Source organism: Thiogranum sp. (assembly GCF_058323355.1).
Map to the genome: position 1 here is coordinate 1 of NZ_JBTTIO010000033.1, position 19258 is coordinate 19258.

Annotated in this window: 18 protein-coding genes and 1 tRNA gene; 6 read left to right on the forward strand and 13 right to left on the reverse strand. The window is 56.9% G+C overall.

Annotation, left to right across the window (positions count from 1 at the left end; translation table 11 throughout):
* The 10 genes from pgsA to ACW81B_RS05190 all read right to left on the reverse strand — a co-directional run.
* On the reverse strand, positions 1 to 486 hold a 486-nt coding region (pgsA, locus tag ACW81B_RS05145; protein ID WP_491579146.1), incomplete at its 3' end, for a CDP-diacylglycerol--glycerol-3-phosphate 3-phosphatidyltransferase.
* 15 nt (positions 487 to 501) lie between these two features.
* Complete coding sequence (uvrC, locus tag ACW81B_RS05150; RefSeq protein WP_491579147.1) at positions 502 to 2331, reverse strand: excinuclease ABC subunit UvrC; 1830 nt, start codon at positions 2329 to 2331, stop codon at positions 502 to 504.
* 24 nt (positions 2332 to 2355) lie between these two features.
* Positions 2356 to 2991, reverse strand: coding sequence for a uracil-DNA glycosylase (locus ACW81B_RS05155; RefSeq protein ID WP_491579148.1), 636 nt, complete (start codon positions 2989 to 2991; stop codon positions 2356 to 2358).
* Entirely contained in the window at positions 2984 to 4426 is a 1443-nt protein-coding gene (locus tag ACW81B_RS05160) for a thioredoxin-like domain-containing protein (protein ID WP_491579149.1), read from the reverse strand. The genes ACW81B_RS05155 and ACW81B_RS05160 overlap by 8 nt, the downstream gene beginning before the upstream one ends.
* 99 nt (positions 4427 to 4525) lie before the next feature.
* Positions 4526 to 5212 carry a LuxR C-terminal-related transcriptional regulator gene (locus ACW81B_RS05165; protein WP_491579150.1) on the reverse strand — a complete coding sequence of 229 codons (687 nt, stop codon included), beginning with the start codon at positions 5210 to 5212 and terminating at the stop codon, positions 4526 to 4528.
* A 108-nt stretch (positions 5213 to 5320) separates the two neighbouring features.
* The gene (gene uvrY / locus ACW81B_RS05170) at positions 5321 to 5977 is read right to left on the reverse strand and encodes a UvrY/SirA/GacA family response regulator transcription factor (protein ID WP_491579151.1); all 657 of its coding nucleotides are present in this window, start codon (positions 5975 to 5977) and stop codon (positions 5321 to 5323) included.
* 171 nt (positions 5978 to 6148) lie between these two features.
* Positions 6149 to 7864 carry a sensor domain-containing diguanylate cyclase gene (locus ACW81B_RS05175; protein ID WP_491579152.1) on the reverse strand — a complete coding sequence of 572 codons (1716 nt, stop codon included), beginning with the start codon at positions 7862 to 7864 and terminating at the stop codon, positions 6149 to 6151.
* Between the two features lie 226 nt (positions 7865 to 8090).
* Positions 8091 to 8603: a GNAT family N-acetyltransferase gene (locus tag ACW81B_RS05180; protein WP_491579153.1), complete on the reverse strand. Its 513-nt coding sequence runs from the start codon at positions 8601 to 8603 to the stop codon at positions 8091 to 8093.
* A complete protein-coding gene (locus tag ACW81B_RS05185; RefSeq protein ID WP_491579154.1) occupies positions 8604 to 8882 on the reverse strand; it encodes a type II toxin-antitoxin system TacA family antitoxin in 279 nt (92 codons plus the stop codon).
* Positions 8883 to 9200: 318 nt separating this feature from the next.
* Positions 9201 to 9290: transfer RNA gene (locus tag ACW81B_RS05190), tRNA-Ser, on the reverse strand.
* A 149-nt stretch (positions 9291 to 9439) separates the two neighbouring features.
* Between ACW81B_RS05190 and ACW81B_RS05195 the strand changes: the two genes are divergently transcribed.
* From ACW81B_RS05195 to ACW81B_RS05205, 3 genes are all read left to right on the forward strand, one after another.
* A complete protein-coding gene (locus ACW81B_RS05195; RefSeq protein ID WP_491579155.1) occupies positions 9440 to 10111 on the forward strand; it encodes a Bax inhibitor-1/YccA family protein in 672 nt (223 codons plus the stop codon).
* Between the two features lie 184 nt (positions 10112 to 10295).
* Positions 10296 to 10484 carry a hypothetical protein gene (locus ACW81B_RS05200; RefSeq protein ID WP_491579156.1) on the forward strand — a complete coding sequence of 63 codons (189 nt, stop codon included), beginning with the start codon at positions 10296 to 10298 and terminating at the stop codon, positions 10482 to 10484.
* A 102-nt stretch (positions 10485 to 10586) separates the two neighbouring features.
* Positions 10587 to 11600 carry a glycosyl transferase family protein gene (locus ACW81B_RS05205; RefSeq protein WP_491579157.1) on the forward strand — a complete coding sequence of 338 codons (1014 nt, stop codon included), beginning with the start codon at positions 10587 to 10589 and terminating at the stop codon, positions 11598 to 11600.
* 3 nt (positions 11601 to 11603) lie between these two features.
* Here ACW81B_RS05205 and ACW81B_RS05210 read toward each other — a convergent pair whose 3' ends face one another.
* The 3 genes from ACW81B_RS05210 to ACW81B_RS05220 form a co-directional block, all read right to left on the reverse strand.
* Positions 11604 to 12950, reverse strand: coding sequence for an EAL domain-containing protein (locus ACW81B_RS05210; protein WP_491579158.1), 1347 nt, complete (start codon positions 12948 to 12950; stop codon positions 11604 to 11606).
* 444 nt (positions 12951 to 13394) lie between these two features.
* Positions 13395 to 14012, reverse strand: coding sequence for an acyl-homoserine-lactone synthase (locus ACW81B_RS05215; RefSeq protein WP_491579159.1), 618 nt, complete (start codon positions 14010 to 14012; stop codon positions 13395 to 13397).
* A gap of 228 nt (positions 14013 to 14240) precedes the next feature.
* A complete protein-coding gene (locus ACW81B_RS05220; RefSeq protein ID WP_491579160.1) occupies positions 14241 to 14984 on the reverse strand; it encodes a LuxR family transcriptional regulator in 744 nt (247 codons plus the stop codon).
* Between the two features lie 206 nt (positions 14985 to 15190).
* Here ACW81B_RS05220 and ACW81B_RS05225 point away from each other — a divergent pair, with 206 nt between their 5' ends.
* The 3 genes from ACW81B_RS05225 to pepN all read left to right on the forward strand — a co-directional run bounded on the left by ACW81B_RS05225 (position 15191) and on the right by pepN (position 19227).
* Positions 15191 to 15748 (forward strand): TetR/AcrR family transcriptional regulator, encoded by a 558-nt coding sequence (locus ACW81B_RS05225; protein ID WP_491579161.1) that lies wholly within the window; start codon positions 15191 to 15193, stop codon positions 15746 to 15748.
* A 65-nt stretch (positions 15749 to 15813) separates the two neighbouring features.
* Positions 15814 to 16467, forward strand: a complete 654-nt coding sequence (locus ACW81B_RS05230; RefSeq protein ID WP_491579162.1) for a peroxiredoxin-like family protein — start codon at positions 15814 to 15816, stop codon at positions 16465 to 16467.
* A 69-nt stretch (positions 16468 to 16536) separates the two neighbouring features.
* Positions 16537 to 19227 (forward strand): aminopeptidase N, encoded by a 2691-nt coding sequence (gene pepN, locus ACW81B_RS05235; protein ID WP_491579163.1) that lies wholly within the window; start codon positions 16537 to 16539, stop codon positions 19225 to 19227.
* Positions 19228 to 19258 lie beyond the last annotated feature (31 nt).

The window sequence follows — 19258 nt, forward strand, 5'->3', positions numbered from 1 at the left end:
CAGATACAGCAGGGTGATCCCCAGTTCCCGCGTCGGCAACGGTCCGATCGGGGCATGGTAGAGCAGCAGCAGCAGGGCAATCATTTGCACCGTGGTTTTGATTTTTCCGATAACGGAAACAGCCACCTGGGCGCGCTCACCGATTTCCGCCATCCATTCGCGCAAGGCCGACACCGCGATTTCCCGGCCGATAATGACGGCCGCCGGCACCACGAACCACCAGGCCGGGTTGCTCTGTACCAGCAGCACCAGTACCACGGCCACGATCAGCTTGTCGGCGACCGGGTCGAGGAACGCGCCAAACGGGGACACCTGTTGCAGTTTGCGCGCCAAGTAGCCGTCAAACCAGTCGGTAATGGCGGCCAGCCCGAACAGTGCCGTCACGGCCACGTTCGCCCAGCTGAACGGCAGGTAATACACCAGCACCAGCACCGGTATCAGCGCAATGCGAAAAACGGTCAGGATGTTCGGTATGGTCCAGAGCATACTTTTTATTGTGTCCTATCCGTGGAAAGTATCATAGATTTTTTGCGCCAGCTCACGGCTGATGCCGGACACCTTGCCGAGGTCCTCGACACCGGCGCGCGCCACCTCCTGCATGCCGCCGAAGTGTTTGAGCAACTGCTGCCGGCGGCGTGGCCCGACACCGGGTATGCCTTCCAGCGGGGAGACATTGCGCGCTTTGGCACGCCGTTGTCGATGACCGGTGATGGCAAAGCGATGCGCCTCGTCGCGGATCTGCTGCACCAGGTGCAGGGCCGGTGAATCCGGAGCAAGGTCCAGTTCGCGTTGCTGGGCCGGGATATGCAGGATTTCCATGCCCGCACGGCGCTCCGGCCCCTTGGCGACGCCCACCAGCATAATTTCCGTGATTTGCAGTTCTTCCATGACTTTCTGCGCGGAACTGACCTGCCCTTTGCCGCCATCGATCAGCAACAGTTCAGGGAGAAGTGCATCCTCCTTTTTCAGACGGGTGTAGCGGCGCAACAGCGCCTGCTCCATCGCGGCGTAGTCATCGCCCGGGGTAATATCGCTGATGTTGAAACGCCGGTAGTCCGACTTGCGCGGCCCCTCGGCGTCAAACACCACGCACGACGCCACCGTGCCCTCCCCCTGGCTGTGACTGATATCAAAGCACTCGATACGCTGTGGCGCCGCATCGAGCTTCAGCATTTCCTGCAACAGCTGCAGGCGCCGCTGCATGCCGGCCTGGCTGCCCAGGCGCGCGGCAAGCGCCTGGCCGGCATTCTCCACGCCCATCTGCAGCCAGCGCGCACGTTCACCACGCACCTTTGAGGACAGCAGCACCTTGTGTTTTGCCTTTTCGCTCAGTGCACCGGTCAGAAGCGCTGTATCTTCCAGTTCGGTGCTGAGCAGAATCCGCCCCGGAACCGGGTGCTCCAGGTAGTACTGGGCAACGAAGGCCGACAGGACGTCCTGTTCATTGCTGTCCTGTGGAATCCTCGGGAAGAACACCTTGTTACCGAGGTTCATACCGTTGCGGATAAAAAATACCTGCACACAGGCCAGCCCGCCGGACACTGCCACTGCGACAATATCCAGATCACCGGACTCGCCACTGACATACTGGCGCTCCTGTATGCGACTGAGACTCGCAATCTGGTCACGGTAGACGGCCGCCTGCTCATAGTCCAGGTCGGCCGCGGCCGCCTCCATCCTGCGCACCAGCTCAGTATTCAGCAGCGTACTTTTGCCTTCGAGAAACAGGATGGTATGACGCACATCCTGGGCATAGTCCTCGGGCGATATCAGGCCCACGCAAGGCGCGGTACAGCGCTTTATCTGGTACTGCAGACAGGGGCGGCTGCGGTTGCTGAAGAAACTGTTTTCACACTGCCGGACACGAAACATCTTCTGCAGCAGGTGCAGGCTTTCACGCACGGCAGCGGAACTCGGGTAAGGCCCGAAGTAACGGCCCTTGCCCTTGCGTGCGCCACGGTGAAACGTCAGCCTCGGGAAGGTTTCCTCGGTACTGAGATAGATATAGGGGTAACTCTTGTCATCCCTGAGCAGAATGTTGTAGCGCGGCCGGTGCAGCTTGATCAGGTTGTTCTCGAGCAACAGCGCTTCGGCTTCCGTGCCCGTCACCGTGACCTCGACATGCGCCATCTGTTTCATGAGCACGCGTGTCTTGGGGGGCAGTCCGCTGCCACGGAAATAGCTGGAGACACGCTTTTTCAGGTTACGCGCCTTGCCGATATACAACACCTGCCCGGTCGCATCGAACATGCGGTAGACACCGGGGCGCGAGGTCAGGTTTTTCAGGAAACTGCCGGCATCAAAGGCTGTTTCGTCGTCCTTCGCGCTCATTCGGACCCTGCCCTGAAGTGCCGTTCAGTGCTCAAGCAGTGTTTGCGCCTGCTGGAAGACCGCACGGAACATGTCATCGGTGAGGCGCCGCGTCTGGGTGTTGTAACGGCTGCAATGGTAGGAGTCCAGCAGTGTGAACGGTTCCAGCGAATGCACGGCGGCGTGAGCAAAACGGTACTTTGATAACGGCAGACCGAGACTGCGCAGAACAGCGTCGTGGGCAATTTTGCCAAGCGCCAGCACCACACTGCCGGCGCGCATGGCGGACAGCTCGGCGCGCAGGAAATCGTTGCACTGTTTGATTTCCTGCGTCATCGGCTTGTTTTGGGGCGGCAGACACTTTACCGCGTTGGTGATACGGCAGTTGTTGAGCTGTAACGCGTCATCAGCCGCTATCGACTCCGGCTGGTTGCTGAAACCACATTCATACAACGTGCGATACAACAGTATCCCTGCATGGTCACCGGTGAATGGCCGTCCGGTGCGGTTTGCGCCGTGCATGCCAGGCGCCAGCCCGACAATCAGCAAGCCAGCATCCGGGTCGCCAAACGCTGGCACCGGGCGGGCGAAATAATCCGGGTATTGCGTCGACACCTGTTGCAGGAAACCACTCAACCGCTCGCAACGCCGGCAATTTTCATCGAATACGTATTCAGTCATGTTCGCGGACATTCACCACCTGGGCCATGCGTGAGCTCAGGTCAAGCATGACAATCTGGTGGGCATTGGTATTGGCAATAAACAGCTTGTCGCGGAACAGGCTGAGCCCGCCGGGTTCATCAAGCCTGACCCCGAATTTAAACTTGCTGACCTCGTTGGCCAGCAGGTCCATGCGCTTTATTTTTGAGTTGAACGTATCCGCTATCCATAGTGCATTACGCTCCGGGTCAACCGTTATACCCAGCGGGTGCTGCAGGCGTGCTTCCTGCCCGACACCGTCACGATCACCAAAATCAAACAGACCCTTGCCGACCAGGGTGCTCACGGTTCCCTGCTCGATACGCAGGACACGGATCGCGGAGGTCTCGGCATCGGCAATATAAAGTGTATTGTCCAGCGCGGTAATGCCCGAAGGCTGGGCAAAACAGGCGGATTCGATCGGCCCGTCGACGATGTCCTCACGACCGGAACCGGCAAAGCGTTCAATGGCAAGATGATTCAGGTTCATCCGCCAGATCTGGTGTTGCCCGGCCATGGCAATGTACAGGTTACTCTCGTGGTAGGTCAGGTCCCACGGTGAATTGAGCTGTGCTTCGAGCGGCTCACGGAAGCTGTCGGCCACGTAACGACCCTGCTTGCCGTCACCGGCCAGTGTCATGACATCACCCGTCTTGAGATGGATGCGACGGATGGCGTGGTTGTCGGTATCCGCGACATAGAGGAAGTCGCCCACCAGGGTCATGCCCTGCGGGTTATTGAACATGGCAGCGGTTTCGTTGCCATCCAGCATACCACCGGTTCCGCTGCCGAAAATACGCCGTATCCTGCCGTCGTGGTAGGTCTCAAGAATGCGATTGCGCCCACTGTCAGCAATATAAAGGTTGTTCCGTGTTGCCAGTACCTTGCCGGGGAAACTGAGCGGGGATTCCGGTTCCGGTCGAACTGCCGCGGGCAAGGGTGAAGGTGCGAGCACACCCTTCTCTTCTGCCGCATCCAGATGTTTGCGGATCAATTCATCAAGTTGCTGACGGCGGCCTTCTCCCCTGAGAATGCCCACCACGTAGCCTTCCGGGTCAATAAAAATAATCGAGGGCCATGCCTTGATGCCGTAGGCGCGCCACATCTGGAATTTGGTGTCATTGGCAACGGGATGACGGATGTGGTGCCGGTTGATCGCTTTTTGCAGCTGCTCGCCGACGCGCTCGTTCTCGAATTTTGGCGAGTGCATGCCAATCACGGTCAGACTGTCCGGGTATTTGTTCTGCAGATAGTGCAGGTCAGGCAACACGTGCATGCAATTGATGCAGCAGTAGGTCCAGAAATCCAGCAACACCACCTTGCCACGTTGACTGGCAAGCGTCAGTGGTTCTTCGGTATTGAACCAGTCCAGATTTTCCGGCAACTCCGGCGCGCGTATACGTGTCGGTTCGTTCATGATTTTCCCCATCCTGAAGACTGCTCGACTTCGTCCATGGCCGGATATTACCACTGAAAAGCGGCAAATCACGGAACTGTTTCAGGTTTTCGGGGAATTCTAGCTGATTTGGGGGATGCGGATCAGCCCTTCGCGAATGGCCAGGTGCGTCAGCGCCACTTCCGTGTCGACAGACAGTTTGCCCAGCAGTCGGTGACGATAGCCATTCACGGTTTTCTGCGTCAGGCACAGGGCACGCGCAATGCTGCGGGTATTCTTGCCCTCGACCACCAGCAGCAAAATCTGCATCTCACGGTGCGTCAACGGGTCGAACGGCGAACCTGCCCGGCCGGGCAATCGACGTTCCGCCAGTTTTTGCGCCAGCACATCACTCAGGTAACGCTCACCGGACAGGATAGTATCAATCGCCGAAATCAGTTCCGCCAGTGAGCACCCGCTACTGATGCAACCTGCAACGCCGGCCTGCAGCAGGCGTTCCTGGATAATGATGTCCGCTTCGTCTGCCAGTACCAGTACCCGGATTTCCGGGAACTGGCGGCCAAGTTTGCGGGCACCATCGAGGATATCCACACTCGCCCCCGGTAGATTAAGGATGACGACATGTGGCGGGCGGGTACGCGCCAGGCGTATGGCTTCATCACAACTGGACGCTTCACCGCTGACGGCAAGGTAGTCAGAGTCTGATAACAGGCGCTGGATACTCTGCCGCACGAGTCGACGGGAATCAACCAGCAACACATCCACCGGGTTGTCTTCTGCCCTTGCAAAGGGACGCAATACCGCCATCGCACTACAGCCTGTCTCTGTGACCTGTTGTGGTTTAACGACAGTTCTGTGCACTTCTTAAGGGAAATGCGCCATTTTCTTACAAATTCAAAACGCCCCTGGTTCCCATCAGGTTGGTACGGCACACGACACAATGCCATGTCGAATGGCCATATGGGTCAATTCCACATCATTTTCGACGCCCAGCTTGTCATACAGGCGATAACGGTAGGTACTGACGGTTTTTGGACTCAGGCACAGGTGATCGGAAATATCGTGCACACTCTGCCCCTGCGTCACCATCAGCATGACCTGCATTTCGCGCTGCGAGAGCCGGTCAAACGGGGACTGCGCCGTGCCCGGCAGCATGGACAGGGCCATCTCACGGGCAATATCCGCACTGATGTAACGCTCTCCGCGCGCAACGGCACGGATAGCACCGGTGATTTCCTCAACATCGCAATGCTTGGTCAGGTAGCCGGAGGCCCCGGCTTCCAGCAACTGGGCAGGGAAAGGATCATTCACCTCGACGGTGACCACCACCACGCGGGTGTCCGCGCAGGCATGGCGTATACGCCGGGTGGCCTCCATACCGCCGATACCGGGGATCTGTACGTCCATCAGTACAACGTCCGGATTTATACTGCGTGAAAGCTCAACGGCCTCCTCCCCGCTGGAGGCCTCTCCGACAACGCTAAACTGTGGATCGTCCTCAAGCAGGCGCTGTATGCCGCAACGGACCAGTGACTGGTGATCAACCAGTAAAATACGAATTTGTGATTCCATAACCCTCGTTCCTTGTGGTTGTGTGCCCTGTTTTACTGAAATTGCAGTTCATCCCTTGAAATGCAAGCGCATCTGCCCGCAAAAAACCGCAAACAGACCGCTGGATTATGCCGCCACATATTCACACCGTCCAGCGATCGAAATGAAGCCTGTCGTGAACTTGCACGGGTGTCAGGCATCATCCAGTTCGACAACACAATTGCGGCCACGCTTCTTTGCCTTGTACATGGCCTTGTCGACCTTCAGCAACAACTCATCGTGGCTGAGCTCGGCACCCGAGTAACAGTACAGCCCCATGCTGAGCGTCACGTTGATTTGACGGCCCTTCCAGACAAAAGTGCTGGACTCAACTCTGGCGAGAATTTCTTCAGCACGACGCCGGCTGATGTCTCGTGTGGCATGCATCTTGATTACAAATTCATCACCGCCGTAGCGCGCCACCAGGTCTTCCTGGCGTGTCGATTCACGAAGAATTTTTGCAACCTGTGTCAGCACCGCATCGCCGGCAGCGTGACCGTGCTGATCGTTTACCGATTTAAAGTGATCGACATCGATTAACAGCAGGCAGAGCAGTACATCATCATTGCCCGGTTGCCCCAGACTCTCGGTCAGGCGATGTTCGAAATGACGCCGGTTGGCAAGATCTGTCAGGTGGTCGCGACTGGCCAGTTGCGCCAGTTCGAGGTTTGCGTCGGACAGTTCGCGCGTAGCCTCTTCAACCCGCTGGTGCAATGAGTGATTGAGAGTATCAAACTCTTCACGCGAGTCCTGCAGACCGCTGATAACTTCACTGAGCACCCGGTTCAGCTGACGTATTTCCTGCGGGGCATCCGCTGCCGCACCCGGCACACGACCTTCAAAATCATTTCCGGCAAGGGCGTTGGCATACTCGGCCAGTCTGTTTAACGGTCGGGTAATCCAGCGCGTCAACGCAATACCGGTACCAATGGCCAGTGCAACACCCAGCAACCCCCACGCAAGCTGCGGGTACAGCAGCACGTACACCTGGTGCTCAATTTCGGATTTGGGCTGGGGCACCATGATGCCCCAGCCGATGTCCGGTACCGAGGTATAACCGGCGACCATGTTCTGTTTAACAAAAGGCGAATAGAACTCGGTGACACCCGTTTTCCCGCCCATCATGGCCTTGACCACCGGAAGGTGTGAGAGATCACGCATACTCTTCATCCAGTCGGGGTTGGGGTGGGCGATAACGCGACCGTTCTGGTCGACAATGGCCGAGTGGCCACGTTCCCCGAAGTGTATATTACGACGTAATTTCTCGATCAGACTGATACGCAACTCGCTGATCAGTACCGACTCAATTGCACCCTTTGTGTTTTTAACCGGCTGACTCAGAACCAGCGTCGGTTTGCCGTCCAGGGGACTGGCCTGTATCCCGGAGAGTCTGGGTTCACCCGTATCCCGGGTGCTGATAAAACAGGCTTCGTTCAGGTAGGCATCACGGTGTTTCGGCACCCATTCATCCGACTGGGAACTCAGCAGGATGTCGCCGTCACGGCTCACAATACTCAGGGCACGGAAACCGGTCAGTTGATCACGGGCCAGCCGCACCAGGTCCCGCTTGCGTGTCTCGGCATCGGGCGTGCCATCCAGCTCCATCATGGCATCGGCGAGTAGCCGCAGGGCAGCCCGGTGGTCATTGATGTAAATGGATATGGGTGCCGCCATGTTCATGGCCAGCAGCTGATGCTTCTCGTTGATTTCGCGCCAGGCGTCTTTCCACGCGGTGTTGTACAGCGTCGCGGCAATAAAAACTGCCGGTATCAATGCAACCAGGATAAAACTCGATACCAGTAGTCGGTTGACCGGCTGCGACAGCAGCCAGGCCAGTAACCCTGAGCGTTTAAATTCCTGGTGATCCATTAAGCCGATGTTGAATGTTGCCAAACACCATAGACTATCGGCCAGTCCAGCCTGAATCTTCAGTCTGAAAAGCGTTTTGTGATCCGGCTACTCACCTGTCCCACGACAACCCGTCACAGTCGCCAAACAGCGATATCCCGCAGAATTTTGGACAACAAGTGGTTTTTCAGTACGTTGGCGGAGAGGGAGGGATTCGGCAATGAACTGGTGCAGCGCGCCAGGGGAACTAGATCTGTTGTAGCACCGCCATGGGAGCAAAGAGTCGCATCGGATCATCCGTGAATGGCTCAAAAATTTCATAATGCTGATAAAAACCGAGCGCATCACTGTCCAATACATCAAGGATTGCACCTACCGCAGGAAGACCGCTATGGGTTAGTTCAACACTTTTACGAAGTGCCGAAACCAGCGTTTTTCCGCCAAGGCCACGGCCCTGGTAGCGACGGTCGGTAGCGAGCCTGGCGAGCAACACAACGGGAACCGGATAGCGAGGCAAGCACTTATTGATGGGGATTTCTTCGCGGGTTACCGTGGCTGTCGATAGCGTGTAATAGGCGGCAACAGATGCTTTGGATGTGGCATTTTCGTCGGCCAACACCCATGTCGAGCTAATGCCCAGTTTCATATGCTTTGCCGCGAAGCGCGCCAGAAACTGATTCATCGCCGGCTTTCCGCAGTCGAAGACTTTTACAGCGTGCCGGTCAGGCTCGACTAAAACAAACGCCTGTGTGAGCGCCAATCAGAAACCTTCTTCGTCCAGTCGTTTCGCCGCTTCAAGGATACGCGGGCCGGGCTTGCGTTCCGAATCGCTGCAAGCCTCAATAAAGGCATCAAACTGCGTATTGGCGAGGTGGATTGAAGCCTCGTGCTGCAAGATCTCCGGGGCGTGTTCGCGAATCAGCCGTACCATAAACTCCGTCAGCGACGCACAACCCATCGCCGCTGAGGCGCGCTCCGCCAGCGTCTTGGTTTCCGCGTCTACTCGCATTTCGATACGTTCGCGTACTACAGTGGCCATCGTCCTGCCCTCTGGGTGATTCGTAAGGTATAGCTACCATAATATACGGCAGATTGCCGTACAAGTTTAAATTCCACTATACCCCCTGTAACACGAAGCTAATGCTTTGAACTGCAGGTAGTTTGCGAGGTATTTCGCCCAGGCCGCACAAGCAATTTCAGGGACGGCAATACTATAGAATTAAGGAGCAATTCCAGATACATTGAATAAATGCTGCGGTTGCTACCCTGATGTCTCGCCAGAATGTAACACCACATTCCAGCTGGCAGATACAAAAAACCCCAGGTAACTGAGCTACCTGGGGTGTTTGGTGTTACATGGCGGAGAGGGAGGGATTCGAACCCTCGGAGGGCGTAAACCCTCGCCGGTTTTCAAGACCGGTACTTTCAACCGCTCAGTCACCTCTCCGGAAAGCAGAGGCGCAAGGATATACGATTCGGCCCGGTTTCGGGAAGCCTGCATTGAAAATCGGGAACTTAACCCCATATAGCTCGTCAAACCCGGCAACTCGGGTATAATGAATCTCAATATTTCGTTAAAAGAGGAAGTCACAGCAAATGAATCGAATCGATAGCACGGTAATCCGGTCGCAAGGCTCAGCCATTTCGACCAATAAGGTACTGAAAAATACCTATATATTACTGTCCATGACGCTGCTGTTCAGTGCGTTGACGGCGGGCCTGTCGATGAACATGGCGGTTTCCCCCGGCATGTCGATGTTCGCATCGCTTGGCGCACTGGCGCTGATCTGGCTGGTACTGCCACGCACCCAGAATTCCACGGCCGGCATTTTTGTGGTGTTTGCCATTACCGGTCTGCTCGGCTTCGGACTCGGACCGATGCTCAGCTATTACCTCGCCATCCCTGGCGGCGGTCGTATCGTCGGCACGGCGCTGGGCGGAACCGGCATTGTGTTCCTGGGGCTGTCAGGCTATGCGCTGACCAGCAAGCGCGACTTCAGTTTCATGGGCGGCTTCCTGTTCGCCGGTCTGATCGTGGTACTGATTGCTGCCGTGGCCAATATCTTCCTGGCCATGCCGATACTGCAGCTGACCATTTCTGCGGCTATCGTGATGCTGATGAGCGGCCTGATCCTGTTTGACACCAGCCGTATCGTCAACGGTGGCGAAACCAACTACATCCGCGCAACCGTGGGCCTGTACCTGAATCTGTACAACCTGTTTGTTGCCCTGTTGCACCTGTTGTCCGCCTTCTCGGGGCGCGACTGATCTGTAAATATTCAGGGAAGGTCTGATTAATTCGTCATCCCGGCGCAGGCCGGGATCCACGGTGTTGAATGTTCTGGATTCCGGCCGGCGCCGGAATGACAATTTCGAATTAATCAGGGCTTCCCTGGCAATCGTGCAGGCCATGTCTCCGGGCATGGCCTGTTGCCTGTCGGGGTTCTGAACTATGCCAATGTGGTCAAAAATCCTGCTGGCAATCTTCCTGATCATTATGATCGTGAAGTTGTGGCCAGCCGCAAACCACATGATGAAGCACGGCCCAAAAGGGTCAGGCGACGACTGGAAAGCCGCACTACTGCCGATTGCCGCAGTGATTGGCTTTGTTATTTTTCTGATTCTAATGGTTCGCGGCTGAACACCACGACTTCCAACGAAACCCTTTCGGCGTTATCCTTTAGCCAGCATCAAATTGTTTTCCTTACACTTTCTACGTGATTCCACACTGCGAGATACGACCATGGTTCAGATGACATCCTACGAAGAACATCCTTTTGCTGAATACATCCGCATCATTGGCAAGGGGAAAAACGGGGCCCGTCCACTGACCGAGGAAGAAGCCTGGAAAGCCATGTGTATGATTCTGAGGGACGAAGTCGAACCGGTACAGATGGGCGCTTTCCTGATGCTGATGCGGATGAAAGAGGAAACACCGGAGGAAGTCGCCGGTTTCGTGCGTGCCACCCGTGACTGTATCGAGATTCCAGGGGACGCCCCACAGGTCGATCTGGACTGGTCGTCCTATGCCGGCAAACGTCGTCACCTGCCGTGGTTCATTCTGTCCACGCTGTTGCTGGCCGAAAACGGTACCACCGTATTCATGCATGGCGCCAGTGGCCACACCAATGGCCGCATCTATACGCGCGACGTGCTGGATGCACTCGGCATCGCTCCCTGCACCTCCATTGCCGAGGCCTGCAGCCGCATGAAGCGTGATAACTTTGCTTACCTGGACATCGAATTCCTGTGCCCGAAAATGTACGACATCATCGAACTGCGCCCGCTGATGGGGCTGCGTTCACCGGTACATACTGTGGCACGCAGCATCAACCCTTTTCGCGCGGTGAATGTCATGCAGGGCATTTTCCACCCGGGTTACCGGCCGGTACACCAGGAGGCGGCACAATTGCTGGGCGAATCCCGCGTTGCCGTGATCAAGGGCGAAGGGGGAGAAATCGAACGCAACCCGGATATCCCCTGTCTTGTTCAACGTGTCCACCACGGTGAGCTGACAGAAGAGGAATGGCCTGCCATGTTCAAACAGCGCCACGTCAAGGACGATGAACTCGACGTACAGCGCCTGGCTCGTCTGTGGCGCGGCGAGATCGAGGATGAGTATGGTGAAGCGGCTGTTATCAGTACGGCAGCCATCGCACTGCAACTCATGGGTAAGGCAGAGACGCAGGAAGCATCACTCAAGCTGGCGCAATCCATGTGGGAAAACCGCGCCCGCGACAGGACGCTGGCCGCCTGAACGCTATCTATCGGGCAATGCGTCGAGGATACCCCTGGCGGATCCGGGAGAAGCGAACAGGCACCCCTGGACCTCCTTGAAGCCCATGCCATTCAGCAGGCTGAGCTGATCGTCGGCTTCCACGCCCACGGCCGCGACGTCAATGCCGGCACCACGTGCGAAGGCCATTGACCCCGATACAATCGCCCGGGCGACAGTATCGTCCATCACACCCTCGACCAGCGAGCGGTCCATTTTGATCAGCGATACCGGCAGCCGCACCAGGTCTGCCAGCGACAGTTCCGTTACACCAAAGTGATCAATCGCAATGCTGATACCCGTGTGCCGGATTTCCGGTAACAGTTGTGAAAGTGTGCCGGCGTGATCCTTCAACACCTGTTCGGACAACTCCAGTTGCAGCAGCTGCGGGGCAATATCCGCATCGTAGATGGCATCCAGAACCGAGAGGATAAACCCGCCATCCTCCAGTTGCCGTCCTGAAATATTGACACACATCCGCACCCCGCCATGTCCGGCTTTCTGCAACTCGGCGGCGAACTGACAGGCGTCGTGCAGCACTTTTTCGCCGATCGGGACAATGAGGCCGCTCTCTTCCAGCAAGCCGAGGAACTCCGCCGGGTACAAGGCATGTTGTTTGTCCGGTTGCCAGCGCAACAAGGCTTCCATCCCGACCAGCCTGCGACTGTCCATGTCGAACACTGGCTGATAAACCACAACAAACTCACCGTTCCTGTAGGCCTGATGTAACTCCCTGATCACCTTGTGATGCTCCATTGCGTGATTTCCGGCAACAACCCCTGGTGCGGTTACCGCATCCGTGCAGTTTTTATATGCCTGACCTGCGCGCAATGCCGCCATCCGCCACAGTTGCATCGCATCTCCCCGGTCCTGCGGGTGGCATGCAACCCCCACACACAATGCCAGTTTCACCCGGGTGTTCCCGATACGCAGGGACGGCGTAATGGCCGCATGCAGCTTTTCAATCATGAGGGCTGCCAGCCCGGGCTCTGCCACATCCTCTGTGAGTATCGCCAGCCTGCCGTCATCGAGCCTGCAGACCGAATCGCAGGACCTCAGACAACTGCAGACACGCTGACAGGCCAGCTCCAGCACCCTGTCATCCTTTTCCCCAAGCCTTTTACCGATTCGCCTGAAACGGATAACCAGCAACATAACGCCCCGCCCCGTGCGTAATGCCCGCTTCAGTCCCTGTTCACAACGATCCATCAGCGCGTGGTAGTCACAGTACTTTGTACCCGCCACATCACCGGGTACGCCTGCAGGCTGTTCCTGCTTCAGCATGAATATGGAATCAATATCCTTCCAGAAAGATGCGTCGCGTATATTCACTCTAAAGACCGCCCGTATTACCTGACGCGCTTTACCGGCGCCTGATATTCGAACACCAAGCTATCAGTCTCCGGCGCCTCATACTGCGAACTGGCGCACGACTTTGACGGGATGTGCTGTCGGCAACAATGCATCTGCAATCTGCCATCTGAAAGCCACTCCACGCCACACGAGCGGTTCGCGACAAGGCTTTCCTGCGAAGTAAAAAATCCCGTTGCGCTCAGGGACCGGATTAAATCCTTTTCGTCCCCGTCAAACGACGCTGCACTGACCAGAATCCAGTCATATCGCCGTCCTGGTTGGCGAAGCGAGGTCGCCATGTCGTTGCCCTTTGCGCAACGGGAAAAACGGACTCCCGTGGTGCCGGGTCTGCTGAAAAGCGCTGCGGCTTCCCGGGCATCCCCGACCACGAGAATATTGGGTTTATTACTGCTCACTGGACGATCAGGCCGCCCGGGTGAATGCGTCGTGGTCGGGATAGACCACGTCGCGGAACTGATTGTTAATGTCCACGTGACAGGCCACGGTCAGTACCTTTCCAACACGCTGTGCCTTGCCGTTGCCGAATCGACGGATGGGCAAACCCGTGCGTTTGAGAAGCCGTTCCAGTGCTACGCTGGTCACGGTGACATATTCGCTGATATCGTGGGCTATCGCGAAATCGTAGACCTTGCGGATCATGCTCAGGGTGATGTCATTCAGGGGTGCCTGCTGAACGGCAGCGTCCTCGCTCGTGGCAACGGCAAAACGGCTCAACTCCCATACGTGATCGTCACTCGGTGCCCGTTCGCCGCCCAGGAGCCGGGGAAAGGTATCCCGCAACATGTAAGGACCCGTGGTGGGCAGCAGACGCCAGCAACCCTCCATCGCACCGGCATCATCTTCGGCGACCATGTAGACAGGATCCATATCATCGAATTCGTCATATTCGAGTTCGTAGCGTGTCTGTACTTCCCATCCCAGCTTTCGGTAAAACACCTGGTGACGGAATGCGAACATATCCAGCAGTACACTTGGAGCAAAACGCGGGGCGTCGCCGCCACCCAGTAGAATCTTGCACATGGCCTGTCCTCCCTGTGAACACGGGGGACAGTTAATCGTTTGTCTCGGTCAGGTGTAACTGTCAGATATAACAGGTTGCAGCAGGGATTAGTATCCACCCCCAAACAATACACTCTCGCAAAGACGCAGGGCACACCAGGAATTAAAACAATCTCTTGTATCTTTGCGCGCTCTGCGTCTTTGCGAGAGAAATCATCCTGAATTTATGAACGCACACTGGTTAGAAAGTCAAACAAATTGCGGTTCAATGATACCCAGCGCAACCGCGCGGGCAACCGCCTGCTGACGGTTGTTGACACCCAGCTTGTGTTGAACATTCTGAAGATGGAAGGTGACGGTACGCTCGGAAATACTGAGAATCTGCGAGGTTTCCCAGGCCGTCTTGCCCTCGGTTGCCCATAGCAGGCATTCCTTTTCACGGCCGGTGAGATCCACCTTGCTGAGCGTCAATACATCAGAGTCAAAGACACGGCGCACCGCTTCGTGAAGATAGGCCGTAAACAACTGCCCGATCGGCATCACCCGCTGTAGACGCGGCCCGGAAGCAACACGTGTGTGCTCACTGGCAAAACTCAGCATGGCAAAGTCGCCCTGCGCAGTATGCACAGGAAAGCTGACACCGCTCTTTATGCCGAAGTCATGTGCCTCACTCATGAAGCGCCGGATCTCATCATTGCCGGAGTTCCCAAGGCTTTCTCCATCCCAGTGATACGGGGTGACGTGGTGGGCGCAATATTCGACCGTTGGGTCGACGACCATGTAATTGTTGCGGGTATAATGATCCCGCCATTCCTTCGGGTAACCACTGATAAAAATAAAATACGGTTTAACAAACGAGGTAGGGATGCGGGCACCGTAGATGAAACGGTCAAACTCATAGGCCTCACACAGCGCTGCACAGGCTTTATGCAGGGCATCCACTGAATCGGCCTGTGTGACGGCCTCGATATAGTCGAAATCCATGATGGACATACCCTGCTTCTCCCCTGCTCCCGCTGGTACGACCTGTGTAAGACCCAGGCTGGACGAACGTATAGGCTAACAGTATCTTGTTATTGTTCAAGGCAAAAGCACTTTCAGACCCGCTCTGATATTCAACCCCGTCTGACTGGCTTGCAATTGACGCCTGAGTGCACAATTATGGTGCCTGAATAGACCTACAGGAATTATTGTTACTTATGGGAAGAACCAGCGACAAGCGTGAACGTCTGATTGATTCAGCAGACCGGCTGATTCTACGCCAGGGTTTCAAACAAACCACGCTCTCGGATATTGCCAAAGAGGCCCGCGTGCCGCTCGGAAACGTCTATTACTACTTCAAAACCAAGGAAGAAATCGGTGAAACCATCGTCCGGACACGGATTGACACTGCCCGTGAGTGGCTGGTCACCTGTTCAAAACAAGCCAGCCCCAGGGACCGACTGCTGAAATTCCTCGAATACCCCGTTCTCAACCGGGCCGAACTGGCCGAGTGCGGTTGCACACTCGGTACCCTGTCCTACGAATTACGACGCTCCGACACCCGGCTGAAAGAAATGTCGGGTTCACTTCTGAAGGTGACGCTGGAGTGGTCCGAGCAGCAGTTTATCGAAATGGACCGCCCGGATGCGCAGGACCTGGCCCTGCAATTTACTTCAAATTTACAGGGCATGTGTCTGATAGCAAACGGACTTAATGATCCGGAAATCATTGACAGAATGGTTGAACGTACGCGGAAATGGTTGCTCGGATTGTAGATCCGGGTGCTTTTTTCACCCCCTGAAACAAGTTAGCTTACTGACTATCCACGGAGCGCACCAAAATGAGCCAGCCAACCCTCTCGCAACAAACCCGCCAGACACTCGAAGCCTTCGTCGCCAATCTGCCGCAGGACCAGCAGCAAATTGTCGGCAAGGCCTTTGAAGACCTCCTTGCATCGGATACCGGCGCCAGCGCAGTAACATCCGGCGACAAGGCACCGGATTTCACCCTGCCTTCCGTGCGCGGCGGTGAACTGACACTCGCTGATGCCCTGAGCGACGGTCCGGTGGTACTGAGTTTCTACCGCGGCTCATGGTGCCCGTTCTGCAACCTGGAACTGAATGCCCTGCAGCAGCGCATGGACGACATCAAGGCCTGCAATGCCCGCCTGATCGCCATTTCCCCGGAACGCCCGGACAGCTCGCTGACACATGCGGAAAAACTCAACCTGTCATTCGATGTCCTGTCCGACCTGCACAACAGCATCGCGTCTGACTACGGCCTCATCATGGACGTCCACGAAACCCTGCGCCCCCTGTACCTGGAATGGGGCCTTGACCTGCCCGCCGCCAACCAGGACGACAGCTGGCAATTGCCGCTACCTGCCACCTACGTTATCGACCGGGAGGGAACCGTGCGTGCCGCGCACATTGATAAAAACTACACATCACGTATGGAACCCGAGGATATCCTGACGGCACTGCGCGCACTCTAGCCCTGTGGCGGTAGCCAGCCGCGATCACTACAATGGCGCACTCTGCTGACTGTCCCACTGGATGACACCATGGCCCAACCCGCCAAACAAGGCACACCTTCGACGCCGCGCGCGATACACCTGTCTGACTACCGTCCGCCCGCCTACCTGGTTGAAACGGTAGCGCTGCGCTTTGAGCTGGAAGCGGCCGATACACGCGTGCAATGCCGCATGGCCGTCAGGCGCAACCCGGCCTGCAGCGTTGAATGCGATGTGCTGACACTGTATGGAAAGGATCTGGAACTCGTCGGCCTGAGCGTTGACGGTGTTGAACGCGACCTCGACAGCCTGGTCATCGAGGATGAGACGCTGGCCCTGAAAAACATGCCTGAACGTGCTGTCGTTGAGGTTGAAACCCGTATCCACCCGGACAGCAATACCGCACTGGAAGGCCTGTATGTTTCCAGCAATATGTTCTGCACCCAGTGTGAAGCCGAAGGCTTCCGACGCATCACCTGGTTTCCCGATCGTCCCGATGTCATGGCGCGCTACACCACCACCCTGGTTGCCGACAAGGCGCGCTACCCGGTACTGCTATCCAATGGCAACCCGGTGCAACAGGGCGAACTCGATGACGGCCGTCACTGGGTCAGCTGGGAAGACCCGTTTCCCAAACCCAGTTACCTGTTTGCGCTGGTGGCGGGCGATCTGACCTGCATCGAGGACGAGTTCACCACCCGTTCCGGCCGCAAGGTCGATCTCCGCCTGTACGTGGAACCTGAAAACCGCCACAAGTGCGGTCACGCCATGACCTCGCTCAAACAGGCCATGCGCTGGGATGAAGATAGCTTCGGTCGCGAGTACGACCTGGATATTTTCATGATCGTGGCGGTCAACGATTTCAACATGGGCGCGATGGAGAACAAGGGCCTCAACATCTTCAATGCGTCCTGTGTACTGGCCAGCCCGCAGACGGCCACGGACGCTGACTACTACAACATCCAGAGCATTATCGGCCACGAGTACTTCCATAACTGGTCCGGCAACCGGGTCACCTGCCGAGACTGGTTCCAGCTCAGCCTCAAGGAAGGCTTTACCGTGTTCCGTGACCAGCAATTCAGTGCTGACCTGAACTCGCGGCCAGTGAAGCGCATCGATGACGTCAACGTCCTGCGTGCACACCAGTTCGCCCAGGACGCCAGCCCGATGGCACACCCGGTACGGCCCGACAGTTATATCGAGATCAGCAACTTTTACACGGTCACGGTCTACAACAAGGGCGCCGAAGTGGTGCGCATGATCCGTACGCTGCTCGGCGCGGAAACCTTTCGCCAGGCCTGTGACCTGTATTTCGACCGCCACGATGGCCAGGCCGTGACGACCGATGACTTTGTCGCCGCCATGGAACACGCCAGCGGGCTCGACCTGACACAGTTCAAGCGCTGGTACAGCCAGGCCGGCACACCTGTCATCGAGGTTGAAGAACACTACGATGCACAACAACAGCGCTATCAGCTGACACTGCGCCAGCACTGCCCCGCCACCCCGGGACAGCCGCACAAACAGCCCTTCCATATACCGGTGCTGACTGCGCTGCTGTCTGCGGATGGCGCTGCGCTGCCCCTGCAGCTCGAAGGCAGTCCGGACACGACCGCAGCGCGGCAGGAAATCCTGCTGGAACTGCGCGAACAGGAACAATCTTTCACCTTCACCAACATCGCAGACAAACCCGTGCCCTCACTGCTGCGCGGCTTCTCGGCGCCGGTACGCCTTGCCATGCCGCATGACGAACAAACGCTCGCTTTCCTGTTCGCCAACGACACGGACCCGTTCAACCGCTGGGATGCCGGACAAACGCTGGCCATCGATGTCCTTCTGGGGCTGGTCGATGCCTCGCAAAAGCAACAGCCGTTAAACATCAATGCAACCGTGATCGAGGCGTTCCGCGCCACGCTTAACGACCCGCAACTGGACATGGCCCTGATTGCACAGGCACTGAGCCTGCCGTCCGAAGCCTACCTGGCAGACCAGTGTGAAAGCGTCGATGTCGACGCCATTCATGCTGCACGTATGTATTTCAGGGAGACCCTCGCCGAACAACTCTACGATGACTTTGCCGCGCGCTACCAGGCACTGCAAAGCGATGCGGCCTACCGGTTTGATGCAGCATCCATGGCGCAACGCTCGCTGAAAAACCTGTGCCTTTCGTGGATGCTGGAAAGTGGAAACCCACAGGCCCGGGCCATGTGCCTGCAACAGTTTGAACAGTCCGGTAACATGACGGACACCCTGGCGGCCCTCAACACCCTGGCGCAACACGATCTGCCCGAACGCGAACAGGCGCTGGAACAGTTTTACACACAATGGAAACACGACCCGCAGGTGGTCGACAAGTGGTTCGCTATCCAGGCGGGATCGCGCCTGCCCGATACGCTGGAGCGCGTGACTGCGCTGCTTGAGCACCCGGCCTTTACCCTGAAGAACCCCAACAAGGTGCGCGCACTGATCGGGCGCTTCTGCCAGGGTAACCCGGTACGCTTCCACGCCGCCGACGGACGCGGTTACCGCTTCCTCGCCGACCGTGTACTTGAACTGGATCCCATGAACCCGCAGGTTGCCGCCCGCCTGGTCAGCGCCCTGAGCCGCTGGAAGCGTTACGATCCGGCCCGCCAGCAGCTCATGACACAACAGCTGGAACGCATCCTGTCCTGCGAGGGGTTGTCCAGGGATGTCTTTGAAATCGTCTCGAAAAGCCTCGACAGGAACCCGCAAGCGCATTAACCGCCTTGAATCCACCGGATTCATCCCCATC